The 13,715-nt window shown below is 36.1% G+C and carries 8 protein-coding genes; 3 read left to right on the forward strand and 5 right to left on the reverse strand.

The window, feature by feature from the left end; all coding sequences use genetic code 11:
- Window positions 1-160: 160 nt before the first annotated feature.
- The 4 genes from EYS08_RS21200 to EYS08_RS21215 all read right to left on the reverse strand — a co-directional run bounded on the left by EYS08_RS21200 (window position 161) and on the right by EYS08_RS21215 (window position 7,212).
- Window positions 161-1,717 carry a SusD/RagB family nutrient-binding outer membrane lipoprotein gene (locus EYS08_RS21200; RefSeq protein WP_131031983.1) on the reverse strand — a complete coding sequence of 519 codons (1,557 nt, stop codon included), beginning with the start codon at window positions 1,715-1,717 and terminating at the stop codon, window positions 161-163.
- 27 nt (window positions 1,718-1,744) lie between these two features.
- Window positions 1,745-5,116: a SusC/RagA family TonB-linked outer membrane protein gene (locus EYS08_RS21205; RefSeq protein WP_131031984.1), complete on the reverse strand. Its 3,372-nt coding sequence runs from the start codon at window positions 5,114-5,116 to the stop codon at window positions 1,745-1,747.
- Window positions 5,117-5,335: 219 nt separating this feature from the next.
- Window positions 5,336-6,490: a FecR family protein gene (locus EYS08_RS21210; protein ID WP_131031985.1), complete on the reverse strand. Its 1,155-nt coding sequence runs from the start codon at window positions 6,488-6,490 to the stop codon at window positions 5,336-5,338.
- A gap of 134 nt (window positions 6,491-6,624) precedes the next feature.
- Entirely contained in the window at window positions 6,625-7,212 is a 588-nt protein-coding gene (locus EYS08_RS21215) for an RNA polymerase sigma factor (RefSeq protein WP_131031986.1), read from the reverse strand.
- A 671-nt stretch (window positions 7,213-7,883) separates the two neighbouring features.
- Here EYS08_RS21215 and EYS08_RS21220 point away from each other — a divergent pair.
- On the forward strand, window positions 7,884-8,900 hold the full coding sequence (locus EYS08_RS21220; protein WP_057934384.1) for a LacI family DNA-binding transcriptional regulator: 1,017 nt from the start codon (window positions 7,884-7,886) through the stop codon (window positions 8,898-8,900).
- Window positions 8,901-8,921: 21 nt separating this feature from the next.
- Here the strand turns inward: EYS08_RS21220 and EYS08_RS21225 are convergent, their stop codons facing one another.
- Entirely contained in the window at window positions 8,922-9,857 is a 936-nt protein-coding gene (locus tag EYS08_RS21225; protein WP_131031987.1) for a helix-turn-helix transcriptional regulator, read from the reverse strand.
- A 280-nt stretch (window positions 9,858-10,137) separates the two neighbouring features.
- Here EYS08_RS21225 and EYS08_RS21230 point away from each other — a divergent pair, with 280 nt between their 5' ends.
- On the forward strand, window positions 10,138-12,210 hold the full coding sequence (locus tag EYS08_RS21230) for a TonB-dependent receptor plug domain-containing protein (protein ID WP_131031988.1): 2,073 nt from the start codon (window positions 10,138-10,140) through the stop codon (window positions 12,208-12,210).
- A gap of 26 nt (window positions 12,211-12,236) precedes the next feature.
- The gene (locus tag EYS08_RS21235) at window positions 12,237-13,304 is read left to right on the forward strand and encodes an HmuY family protein (RefSeq protein WP_131031989.1); all 1,068 of its coding nucleotides are present in this window, start codon (window positions 12,237-12,239) and stop codon (window positions 13,302-13,304) included.
- Window positions 13,305-13,715 lie beyond the last annotated feature (411 nt).

Below are 13,715 nucleotides of genomic sequence, written 5' to 3' on the forward strand. Positions count from 1 at the left end.
TGATATATAATGTGATCATTTCAATTAAAATAAAAAACCAAAGTAGGAATATGCTTTTAAAAAAATCAGATCACAGCTATATATGACGTATGGATTACTTCAGTGAAAGAAAAAAAGTCCTTCTATAATTGAAGGACTTTTAATTGTGAGTGGTAGCGCGTTATTTTAATAGCCACATGGTTTGATTTACATCGTCGCTACCGCCATACTGACTTGCAACTGCAAGAGATAGATTAGCCGAATTGTAACTCAGTTCATTTGATGGGTATAGCCACCTTAAAGGAAAGTTTGTTGAGGGTGAGTTTAGGTTTGTTGAAGCATTAAGCTTAAATACCGGATATCCTGTCCTCCTGTTCTCAAACCATCCCTGGTATTTATTTCCCTGTAAAAAACTAGCTAAATATTTTTGCGTAATTACTTGTGCAATCTGCTGCTCACTACTACCTGTTAGTACAACGCTGGCTGGGAAGGCATCAATATACGCGGCATCCATTTTCATGTTATGATGATAGTCGGAAAGATCAGGCGTGTACTGTGCAATAAACTTCATAGAATTAGTAATCCCGTTTGCATAATAAGTTTGTGCTGTAGTACCTGTTATCCAGCCACGTATAGTTGCTTCTGCCAGAATAAACTGCAGGTCCCAATAATTAAAAACACCCACAGGTTCAGCATTTACAAGATTTACATACCTGATATTGATATCGGTATAATCTTTATTTACCCTTCTGGTCTGCAAGCTCGAAAACGAATCTGAAGGCTCTATACTTGGATAAGCGGAAATGTCAGACTGTGAAACACCAGCAGTAATTTTAACAGGTGATGGTTTGGCATAATAAAACAGTCTCTTATCATTTGTTGCCTTTAATGGTTCTAACAATACATTGGTCAACATGGTATAATTAGATTTCACAAAAGAATTGCCAGATCCGGCTGGGACATCGCTCCAAGGATAATTTTGACCAGCTGTAGCATTGTAAGCAAGTGCAAAATTATCCTTATAATCTCTCATTAATGGACGGTTGCTTACAATATCCTTAAAGCGTTCAATTACCTTTAGATCGGCATCGCCTGTTTTTTTGTAGAGGTTGATGAGTACATGTAGCTCAAAACTATTGACCAATCTTCTCCATTTATCGGTATTGCCTGCAAAAATCGGATCGCCTTCGAAATTTGAACCTGCTGCGAATAAGGTATTGGCTAGATCTAATTCGTTTAATATGCCAAGAAAGACTGTTTTTTGAGTGTCATACTTGGGCTGTAATATCGCATCCGATTCTCCTTTTACAGCTTCGGTATATGGAACATCTCCTACTTGCATGGTTGTCATAAAGAACTGCCATGCCCTAATGAAATGTCCTAAGGCCCGATAAGATTTTTTAAGTCCTTCATCAGTTGCATAATTTTCCATCGGAGCAACATTACGCAATAAGGCTATTCTATTAAAATCGGTACGGCTTATTTTGTTGTACTGAAAGTTTTCCTGGCCTTCTCCCCAAGTTAAATATTTAGACAGTAGAAATGGTTGCATAAAAGATTTGGTGCTGCTGATATCGCTCCTGGTGATATTTAAAATCATACTTGTAGCCAGCATAGCCGAATTTACCTGGGTAGTTGCATTCGGATTGGTATTAATGGCCTCAAACTTTTTACAGCCATTGCTTATCATTACAAATACAGGTAGTAATAAGGTATATTTAAAAAAATTACTTTTCATAAAATGCGCTTTAAAAACAATAAATAATTAGAAACCTACTTTAATGTTAAAACCTACCATTCTCATTGATGGTGAGTTCAGGTTTTCTGTATCTACATCAGGATCGGAATATTTGAAATTCGTCCACATAAATAGGTTCTGGCCTGTTAAAGAAAATGATGCGCTCTTTAACCCTAATTTAGTCGCCGTTTTTGATGTCAAACGATAACCAAGCGAAATTTCACGCAGCTTGATAAATGATTCATTCTGGACTCTGTTATCACCACCTCTGTACCATTGTGCGTAATCCTGATAACCTATTGGTACATCATTTATTGCATACTTACGGGTATCGCTGGTAATCTGTCCGTATCTATCGTAGGTAACACTACCTGATATCACTTTAACGCCTTGCCCTACATAATCATTCTTACCGAGTACAACTTGGTTATAGCGATATATGTTATCTGTTTCAGGCGCGGTGCCAGAATCGAACATCTTATCATAAATATAATTGTACATCAATCCACCGATTCGTCCATCGATGTTCAGTCCTAGTGACCAGTTTTTGTAGTTAAAATTATTGATAAAGCCAAAGCTGAAATCGGGATCGCCATAGCCTAATTTTTTAACATAATCGCTCCATACAGGATAACCACTTTCGTGAATTACATTACCTTCAGGATCTTTTACCCAATAGTTATCGGTATAAGTATCCAATCTTTCGCCTTTTTTTACCCACAAATTATCGGCAGAATATACAGGATCCAGATTTACATAATAGCGATGCTGATTAGACCAATTGATGGTTGAATACCATTCGAAATTTTTGTTTCGGATTACAGAACCGTCAACTGTAATTTCAAGTCCCCTTCTTTCGTAAGTTTCTTGCGTATTCACTAAAGTAGATGTGAAACCAGATGAAGCAGGAATAGCTGTACTCACCTGTTGGTCATAGTAATATTTATTAAAATAGGCTACATCAAAATGCAGTCTTTTTTTGAATAGATAACCTGCAGCTCCAATTTCGTATGTTCTCTGAGAACTAGGAAGCAAGCTATTGCCTAACAATGATGCGGGATAGCTCGCTGAGTTTAAAGTATTCCAGGCAGCGGTAGTTGTACTGTAAGTTCTGTTGTTTGCGTATACTCCCAGAGCCGTTTTAAATACTGCCCAAGATCCACGGATTTTGAACATATCAATTACCTTTGGAAGTTTAACGAGCTCAGATACAACTATACTCGAACCAATTGAAGGGTAGAAATAAGAACGCGATTCTTTTGGTTGTGCGGAGTTCCAGTCATTTCTTCCTGTAAAATCAATAAAAATAGCATCATTATAACCAACTGACGCTCTTCCATATAAACTATTGATTTGTCTGGTACCATAAGTTTGAGAAACAGTTGGTGGTTCGACAGAACCTGCCAGAGAATAGAAGGTTGGCGAAATTAATCCATTTTTTGTTGTTCCTTTTAAACTTTCATCGATATAATAGTAAACTGTTCCTCCTGCCAAGGCATCTATAGAAAACTTGTTCAGTTTCTTTTTATAGCTTAGAATCACATCATCGTTTGTGCTGAATCCTTTTGAATCATCAATGGAATACATTCCCTTGGCGTCCCATCCACTCCCGTTTACTGCGCCTCCACGGGTAGAGAAAATATTTGCTGTGGGATTACGGAAAGTTGTTTTGTTATTATAGTTATCATAACCTAAACGCACCAATAAATTGAAATCGTTGCTAATTTGATAAGTTGCGGTAACATTGGCGTTCATGGTATTGGTTTGGATTCCATTTAACTTTTCGTAAGCAATTAAATATGGGTTATCATACCAGTTGGTGTATATCCAGTTTTGTGTTTTATTGGGCACCTTCCAATAATCCTGGTAGTCGCGGATATCATATTCGGTTCCTGTCCACATCACCAATTGATACAGATAACCTTGGTTGTTGTAACCACCTCCCCAAACCTGATCGGCCCAACGACGGCTTATACCCATATGGCCTTCGAGTTTAAATTTATCACTCAATTTCATTTCGCCAGACATGGTTAAGTTTACCATATTTAGGTTTTGATTTGGAAACTGGCCCTTATTATAGATATCATTCAGACCAATCCTGAAACTTCCATTTTCGCCAGATTGGGCAATGCTTAGGTTATTGTTTAAAATAAGGCCATTTGACATGAAATTCTTTAAATTGTCTTTCCCTTTCGATTCCAAAAGCATGTTATCTTCAAACTGTTTGGTAACCGGGTTCCAATCCCTGGCCCTTATACCTGCATCCAACTTTGGCCCCCAAACATAATCGTTATCGATTACGCCATTTTGACCACGACCGTAAGCGCTTTGCACTTCCGGGATAGCGAGAAAACCCAGCGAAGTCATGGTGTTGCTATTCACATCAATAGAAAGCCCCTTGCCGGCTGCACCTTTTTTTGTTGTAATTAAAAGTACCCCACCAGATGCTCTTGAACCATATAGTGCCGATGCTGTTGGTCCTTTAAGTATATCCATACTTTCAATATCATCGGTAGGAATATCTCTCAATGACAAGTTACCGTAAGGTACCCCGTCTATAACTAATAAAGCATTTTCACCACGTAGTTCGATGGTTGGTCGGGCGTTAAACTCTGTTGAATTTTTAATGACCAAACCAGAAACCCTGCCGGTTAGTGAGGTAGCCACATCTACGCCTTTAACAGTTTGTAAATCTTTACCGGCCACTTTTTGAACTGCATAACCTAACGATTTTTCTGATCGCTTAATGCCAAGTGCAGTAACTACTACATCAGTTAACTCTGTTGATGCAGGTTGTAAAATAATCGTGTAATTTTTACTATCGTTTATATTAATTTCCCTTGAAATGTAGCCAATATAGGATATAACTAATGTTGAGCCTGCTGATGCGGTTAAAGAGAATGCACCATTCGCATCAGTTGTAGCACCTATTTTAGTTCCTTTAACCAAAATACTCGCTCCAACAATTGGTTGTCCAGTTTCATCGGTTACTTTTCCGCTGATGGTTTCGAATATTGACTTATATATAGGTTCAATGGTCTTTTTGCGCAATACGATTGTTTTATCAAAAATCTTATAACTCAGTGGTTGATTTTTAAAACAAAGGTCCAATACCTGGTCAATAGGTGTGTTTTTTACATCAATACTTATTTTCTGAATATTTTGAAGCTCTAAATTATCGTACAGAAAAACATATGCGCTCTGTTTCTCTATCGATTTAAATATCACATCTATTGGAACATTTCTTTGTTTCAACGTAATGTTCTGGCTGTAAACACCGGCGCTTACTTGACAGAGGCTTACTAATAACAATATTGCGGTTAGCTTCATCACCAATATTAATTGTGCAGGTTTACACCGTGTCTTAAATACGGTGTTAAAGAATGTAATAAAATTCATGATTGAATTTGGGGTTTAAAACATTATAGCTTAGATAACTTATTGTGTTCCTGTTGCAGATTCATCTGCACAGAAAAATTTATCTCTAAAACGATGGCAGAAAATGGTACGAACACTTCTGCGCATTTGTTCAGAGAAAATTAACTCGAATGGTCTTTTCTTTGTGTATTATATCCTCATATATTTTGGTTTGTTTAGTTATTTATTTGGTTTTGTTGTTTATTTTTGGTTTACAATAATCTGGTTGTTTTCTACTCTGCAATGGATACCTGTATAAGCGAGCATTTCGATCAGTTTTGATACACTTACGTTTCGAGGTATTTTTCCCGTATACTCTTTGGTTGGTATAGTACCGCTATAACTGACTTTGGTATCATACCAGCGCGAAACCAGGCGCATTACGGATTTGAGATCGGCCTTTTCAAACTGAAAATAACCGTTTTTCCATGCAATTATTGCTTCAAGATCTTCTATTTTCTCGATTTTAATCCCTTCAGTTTTTTCTTTGATAATTGCCTGTTGCCCAGGCGTTAAACGTGTTGTTTGTTTACCACTTTTAATTTCAACACTACCCTCTAGCAATGTAGTGCGCTGATACTCTTCATCGTCATAGGCATTTATATTAAAATGTGTACCCAAAACCTTTATTTCTGATTTATTAGTACTTACAATGAAAGGCTTGGCCTTATTTTTAGCTACTTCAAAATAAACCTCTCCAGTTACATCTACTCTTCGATCACTACCTGTAAAAGCTGTTGGAAATTTAATAGAAGAGCCCGCATTCAACCATACTTCTGTTCCGTCAACCAAAACCAGGTGATATTGGCCGCCACGCGGGGTTATTACGGTATTAATAGCTGTAGATTTAGGGTTTGTGTTTCCTGCAAAACGATAAATCAATTCTCCGCTCTTGGTTTTAACTACTTTAACACCAGGCTGATCTGCGATCTGACCATCCGAAGCTTTATTTAGAATGATCTGCGATCCGTCGGCTAATAACAGCACGGCATTATTTCCACCCGGAATTATTTTAGTCTTTTTTTGTTCAGAAGATGTTACCAAAAGATCACGTCCTGTTTGTTTTAAATAGACATAGACGCCTGCAAGTAAAACCATGATAATAATGGCAGCTTTGAAAAATAAACTATAAAATAATTTAATTTTCTTCGGCTCTCGCTGAACCTTATTATGATCAATTCTTGATGTAGTATTCTGGAAAATCTGCTTTTTGACCTTTTCTTCACTAAATTGATTTTCAGTAAACTCTGCACCATTTATGCGCTCATACCATTGCTCCACTATCATTTTTTCATCTGATGTAGCGGTTTGATTATTATACTTTTCTATTAAATATTTAATATCGTCGGTATTCAAAATAGTTGCTTTTATAGATTTATACGGTTACGCTACAAAAAGTACCATACGGTTTTTTATTTTTTTTAATTATTTTTTGGAAACACCTTTTTATTGCATAGCGCATCAATTTGCGCCTGGTACAAGAAAATGTACTATAAATGTTTAGCAAAAAACAATGCCAGTAAGGCCAAAGAAGAATCGTAATTTTTAATCTTTGTACGTAAACGTTGATAAGCCATTTGGAGCTGGTTTTTTACCGTTTGTTCAGATAATGACAAATCTTCAGCTATTTGCTTAATAGAGAGGTCATCTTCTTTTTTAAGCATATAAATTTCTTTCATCCGGATTGGCATCCGAGCTACTTCGATATCGATAATTGCTTTCAGTTCTTTCTCGAGGAGCGAGTTTTGGGAATGTACATCGGATGGGCTTGCACTTGATGTTACACTTATGGCATACCTTAAGCGAACCTCATCTTTTTCGTAAAGTTTTAAGATTTTGTTACGGAGAATGGCAAAAAGATAAGCCAATACACTACGCTCGGCATCTAAAAGCTCTATTTTATCCCAAAGACTAACAAATACATCCTGCACAAGGTCTTGTGCAAGATCATTGCAGTGGACCTTTTTGTAAGCCTGTTTATAAAGTGCATTCCAATAAGCATCGAACACCAGGCCAAATGCCTTTGCTTTATTCAATTTTACAATAAGAAAAAAATTACTTTCTAATTCTTCGTACATATGCACAATTAGGGGAATGACTATTAGGTTTTAAAGAATGCCAAAGAAAGAACTTCCTTTATTAACCTCATGTTAAATTTAATAAAATATTAATATCATTTATATAAAGTGAAAATCCGCTACAGGCTAAGGGGGATTTTTTAGAATAAAAATTTTTATTTGTTTGGCTAAATATCCACTACATGTTTAGCCTTTTCTGTTCGTTGTTTATTTGGTTAAAAATGCAGTAAAATATAAAGTATTTTCAGCTTTTAAGAATAAATAGGATGTTAAAAAATGCGTAAAATTTATACCTTTGAATAAGGGTTAAACATATAGCTTAGATAACTTTTGTGCCTGCTTGCAGGAAAATAACCCAATTTGACGGGGAGTGGTACGAACACTTCTCGTCTTTTTTGTTTAAATACCCCTCTAAATTGAAGGGGTACCATTGCTAATCATTGGGGTGTAATTTATAACTGTATATCAATTTTGTTTTTTAAGGGACTAAAATTGCTTTCTATTTATAATTTTTATATTATTATTTTTCAGAACGTATGGCCTTTAGCTTTTCCGAAAGTATTGATATTTATATAGCGGAGGAAAGAAATGAGAAAAAAAAACAGCGCAAACGTTTGATTAATTTTGTATTATTACATATTGAAGAAATTTAATGTAGTTTAGCACTCAGAATGCAGTCGAAACCAACAACCATCAAAGAAATAGCCAGAATCTTAAACATTTCTCCATCCAGTGTTTCCAGGGGATTGCACGATCATCCAAGCATTGGAGCGGTAACCAGGGAGAAAATTAAGCAGTTGGCGAAGTCTCTAAACTATGAGCCTAATAATGCGGCAATTCTTTTTCAAAAAGGGAAAACATATACCATTGGCGTAATTTTACCTGAGCTATCAGAACACTTTTTCTCTATTGCTATTTCTGCAATTGAAGATGAAGCCATTAAGAAAAACTATACGGTTATTTTTGCGCAGTCGCACGATAATTATGAACAGGAAGTAAAGCTCGTTGAAAAAATGAAAAATCAACGGGTAGATGGTTTATTGGTATCCATCAGTAAAGGCACTTCAAAGTTTGATCATTTCGAGAAACTCAATTCATTCAATATACCTGTCGTATTTTTCGACCGGATACCTCCTTTTAAAAACGTACATTATGTAGCTTGCAGCTTAGAAAGTGCAACAATTAAAGCCGTGAATTATCTTTTAAAAAAAGGACATAGAAGTATTGGGATGATTAATGGGCCAAGTACCTTATATGCAAGTGAGGAACGTAAAGATGGCTATATGCAGGCGATTACTTTTAACCGCTTAAAATTTGATCCATCGTTGGTGGTGAACTGCGATTTAACTGAAGAAGGTACCATCGACGCTGCCAATCAATTTTTAAATCATAAACGTAAACCTACAGCAATTGTAGCCTTTAACGATTATGTAGCACTCTTCCTGATTAAATATTTCAAAAAACTGAATGTAATTAATGATTTTGACATCGTGAGTTATGCAAATCTGCCAATTATCAGCTACCTTGATAATTCGCCGGTAGCTTCAGTTGAACAATACCCATATTTACAAGGACAAAAAGCAGCTAATATTCTGTTAGATCTTATTCATAGCCCTAATTCTGAGAACCAGGCTTACTACAACACCATTGTAGAGTCTGATTTGATTGTAAACGAGGTAAAAGAATAAACAAACGTTTGCGCTAAATTTCTAGCTTTTGTTTAAACTTCCCGGTAAAACACTGTACTGTTTTTTAAAAGCGGTGATAAAATGTTGTGCATTTTTATAACCTACAAGAAAAGCAACTTCATTAACCATTTTCTTTTCCTTGGATAGAAAATAATACGCCTTTTCCATCCTGATTTTATATAAATAGCCAAACACTGTATAACCGGTTAGTTCTTTAAATCCTCTTTTAAGTTTATAGTCATTAATCCCAGCCTTACGCGAAAGTTCCATTAATGAATTAGGCCTTTGTAAATCATGTTCAACCAATTGTTTGGCCAACAGAATCTTTTCTATATCTTCCTTTTTTAAAACGTGTGTTTGTTTCTCTTGTTTTTGATTAAAATAAGCAATAACCAACTCAAATATCCTGGCTTCAAGGAACAGACGTTTTACTCGACCCTCGTGTTTAGGATAAATAATTTGATGCAGTATCAAGCCGATTTCCGGGCTGATGGACTTTTGGATGCCGGTTTTAATATCGTTACCGGGTTTTCCTCCTGTTACCTGCCTAAAATAATCTTCTGTGAGCTGTATATAAAGGTATCTGGTTTTCTCTATTATATTAAATTTGATCGAATTAACGCTGACAGCATTAAAGTCTTGCTCGTTTTTAGCCAATGATAATAAATTATCGTGCTGATGATTATAATAATAGTTAATCGCACCGCTCAGACAAAATAAAAAACCGATATGTTGCTGAGAAGATTCAAAGCAAAAATTCTCTTGCTGATTCGGATGGATCTCAATAATGCCAATGTGGATCCCTCTAAACCACATTTCTTTTATTTGGTACTTTACATCGTCCTCATCTAATGTTACAACAGCCTCATCTATGTCGTTTATGCTTTCAAAATTATCAGGATAAGTATTGTTATAAATGATATTTCCATTAGGATAGCCTGAGAGTTTAATTATCATCTGTATAAATTATTAATGTATTGCTTATTATTCAATGGCATTTATTTTCTAAATGGTGTTCAAGAGAACGCTTCGCTTAGTTAATGAGCTCGCAAAAGCTCGGTTTTTTTAAGGGTGCTGAAGTGCTCATGCTTTTATTCATCACGTTTAGTGATTTGAAAAATCATGATGGCTCCATATTCATTTAATCCGTTTGGCGGTATTAATTATCCGTTTAACGTTATCTGTTTTTGGTGATTATCTACAAATTTGCACAATTATTTATAATTAGTCTAAATAAATGAAGATATATTTATCAATTGCCTTATCGCTTTGTGGATTTGTTACTGTGGCTCAAGAAATTAAAGTTGATACTACAAAGGCAAATGATTTAAAAGATGTAGTGGTTACGGGACAATATGGACCACAAAGCTTGAGGAACTCGGTATACAATGTAAAAACAATAAGTGCAGATCGGATTAAGCTAAGAGCTGCCACCAATGTGCAGCAGATTTTAAATACCGAACTCGGTTTCCGTTTTAGCAACGATTTAACTTTAGGTACAACCGATGTTTCTTTGATGGGGATGACTGGCCGAAATATTAAAATTTTATTGGATGGTGTACCGATGGTAGACCGATCTGATGCCCGCGAAAGTTTAAACCAAATCGACATTAACACCATTGAAAGGATAGAAATTGTAGAAGGTCCGATGTCTGTTGTGTATGGTACTGATGCGCTGGCTGGAGTAATTAATATCATAACCAAAAATCCCGGAAAGCAATTGTTAAGCGTTAATGCGCGTATACAGGAAGAAAGTGCTGGAAAAGAATATAACCTACTCAATGGTGCAGGCCAGCATAATCAGAATTTAAGTATTAGTTGGCAGCAAAAAGGCTGGAGTGTTTTGCTTGGTGCCTCGCATAACGATTTCGGTGGCTGGAATATGGCTCCGAAAACATCATTTTTAGAAGAGTTTAACAGCTATAAAAATCAATGGAAACCTAAGGAGCAATGGCTTGGAAATACTAAAATCGGGTATAGAAATCAAAACTTTAGTATATGGTACCGCTTAGATGGGCTAAACGAGGATATCGATTCGCGTTTTGGAATAAACCCATCAAGTTTCGAAGGGAAGCTGTCAACCTATACCACCAAACGTTATACGCAACAATTGCAGTCTGAATGGAGGATAAACAATAAATTACAGGTCACAGCTATAGGAGGATATACTGATCTACAACGATCAACCCATACCGTTATCCATAATTTTACAAACAATACTGAACGATTAAGTGACGATAAGGGTGAACAAGATATAGCAAAATTCAACTCAGCTATTTTTAGGGCCACTGCAATTTACGTGTTAAATAAGTCAGTTTCATTTCAGCCTGGTATCGAATACAATAGAGATGCTGCTAGCGGACAGAGAATTAACGGATCACCTGTAATTAATGATTATGCTGCATTTATTTCTGCCGAGATTAGACTTGCTAGTGGAATAAGTGTACGGCCAGGATTGAGGTTTATTAAAAACTCCATTTACGATGCACCTCCTGTAATTCCATCATTAAATACCAAGTTCACTTTAACCAAAGATTTAGATCTTCGATTGGCTTATGCTAAAGGTTTTCGTTCTCCGGCATTGAGGGAATTATATTACGATTTTGTAGATGCCAGTCATAATATTTTAGGTAACCCCCATTTAAAAGCCGAAGAATCGAACAGTTTTAATGGCTCCTTGGCCTGGGCCGGCATACATGAAAAAGATTTGCAGTTCCGTTCTACCCTATCGGGTTTCTACAATTTGTTTAAAAACAGGATTAATTTTGCTCAGTCTCCTACAGATAATTCCATAACCTCACTATTTAATGTAGATAAGTATAAAACGACAGGCGCTACATTAGACAATACATTGATTTATAAAAATATTCAGGCTACACTCGGCGTATCATATATCGGCCGATATAATGATTTAATCGTAAGCAATCCAGACTTGGAGACTCCTGAGTTTGCATGGGCTACGGAAGTAAACTCGAATATAACTTATACACTTCCGAAAATAAATGGGAGTATCAGCCTCTTTTATAAATATACAGGGAGCTTACCAAACTATAAACTTACTGTTGAAAATGATCCTAGCTCAGTAAAACTGACAAAAATTGGCGATTTCCATACCGCAGATTTAATGCTGAACAAAAATCTATTTAAATCTTTAACCATTAATGCAGGTATTAAAAACCTCTTTGATGTTACACAATTGAGCAACACTTCAACGGCAACTGGTGGAGCACACAGCACAGGTGGCGATGTTCCGTATAGTTATGGCCGATCGTATGTGCTTGGGCTTACCTATAACTGGAATAAACTTTAACAATAAACAACATTAATTATAATAACATGAATAAACTGAACTCATTAATCGCTATCGCGTTTTTAGCTGTAACATTTACGGCCTGCAAAAAGAACACAGAAGAACCTATTTTTGTTGCTCCTCCATCTGATGGAAGTACTTTAACCCTTAACGGATTAATTGGTGCTGAAGCTGGAAGCGCCGCGGGAAATAGTGTCTATGTAGATTTTAGTGCTGATAAACAAACTGCTATAGAACGAGATAGCTGGGATTTAGGCTTTTATTCTGGAACAGATTTTAAAGTAATCTTAAATTCAAGTAATGGAGCTTCTGTTTCAGTAATCAATAAAACAGATTTAAATGCCGTGACAATCGCCGATTTTGATCCTAATGCATTAAAAGTTGGTCAAGGCCTGGGTAATTTTTCAATAGTTGATGATGGCAGGGAAGCTAATATCTTAAATAAAACTGCTATTGCAGCTATCTCCTCAACTGATGCTGAAAATAAGGTATATATCATCAATAGAAAAGGTGGTGCAGCAACCGTGCTTGCTAACGAAGAGCTTTATAAAATTAGGATAATCAGAAAAGGTACAACTGGCTACACTTTACAATATGCTAAAGTAACCGAAATTACATTTAAAACATTGGATGTGATTAAAAACGCTGAAGCCAATTTCCAATTCGCCTCCTTAGTTAAAGGAACAGCTGTTACTGCCGAGCCTGCAAAAGCAAGCTGGGATATTGTTTGGGGTTACAGTATGTATTGGACAAGCACGTTCCCATATGCCTTTTCAGACATGGTTTTCATTAACAATATAGCTGGAGTATCTGCGGCTTCTGTTGCGGTTACCGATACAAAAAATTACACCACGTTTTCAGAATCAGACATTGCAAGTATAACTTTTTTAGCTAATAGAGATGTGATTGGATCAAAATGGAGGACCTCGCCTAATTCACAAGGTGTAGGAGGTGCTGTTGACTCAAAAGTTTTTTATGTGATTAAAGATGGCTCTGGAAATGTGTACAAATTAAAATTTGTTAGCTATATTTCTGCAGATGGTGGTACACGAGGTAAACCGGTAATCGAATATAAATTGGTTAAAAAGGGATAATGTAAGCTAAGGATTACCCAAAAAAATATGTTTTGTTAGTTGGATATAGGCTCTCCGCGATGGGGAGCCTTATCTTTTTATGGCGGGTATAAGTCTTAAACGTCATGCTGATCCGATAGCTCCTAATGTCCGCATGTTATAAAAAAAAATGCTGCAAAACCTTGATAAATAATGTTTTGCAGCAAGGTAATATTCACTTAAATTAGTGTTGACCAATATTACTGCTGTGAAAATAATAAATTCAAATCCAATATCCTCTTTCGGAGGCATAAATTTTGTTTTTGACTACTTAAACAAATTAGAAATCGATAAACTTTGCCATGCACATCTGCCCTGCGTTGCTGCCCAAAGCAAGTATTCCTGGAAGGATGTTTTCTACTCCCTTAAATCTGTTTTTCTCTGTGGCGGCGA

The sequence above is a fragment of the Pedobacter kyonggii genome (assembly GCF_004310665.1).
In the GTDB taxonomy this organism is placed as follows: domain Bacteria; phylum Bacteroidota; class Bacteroidia; order Sphingobacteriales; family Sphingobacteriaceae; genus Pedobacter; species Pedobacter kyonggii.

Coding starts and splice junctions, on each gene's coding strand:
- EYS08_RS21225 (WP_131031987.1), bottom strand. CDS start 9,857: ATGATAATTAAACTCTCAGGCTATCCTAATGGAAATATCATTTATAAC.
- EYS08_RS21220 (WP_057934384.1), top strand. CDS start 7,884: ATGCAGTCGAAACCAACAACCATCAAAGAAATAGCCAGAATCTTAAAC.
- EYS08_RS21200 (WP_131031983.1), bottom strand. CDS start 1,717: ATGAAAAGTAATTTTTTTAAATATACCTTATTACTACCTGTATTTGTA.
- EYS08_RS21215 (WP_131031986.1), bottom strand. CDS start 7,212: ATGTACGAAGAATTAGAAAGTAATTTTTTTCTTATTGTAAAATTGAAT.
- EYS08_RS21230 (WP_131031988.1), top strand. CDS start 10,138: ATGAAGATATATTTATCAATTGCCTTATCGCTTTGTGGATTTGTTACT.
- EYS08_RS21235 (WP_131031989.1), top strand. CDS start 12,237: ATGAATAAACTGAACTCATTAATCGCTATCGCGTTTTTAGCTGTAACA.
- EYS08_RS21205 (WP_131031984.1), bottom strand. CDS start 5,116: ATGAATTTTATTACATTCTTTAACACCGTATTTAAGACACGGTGTAAA.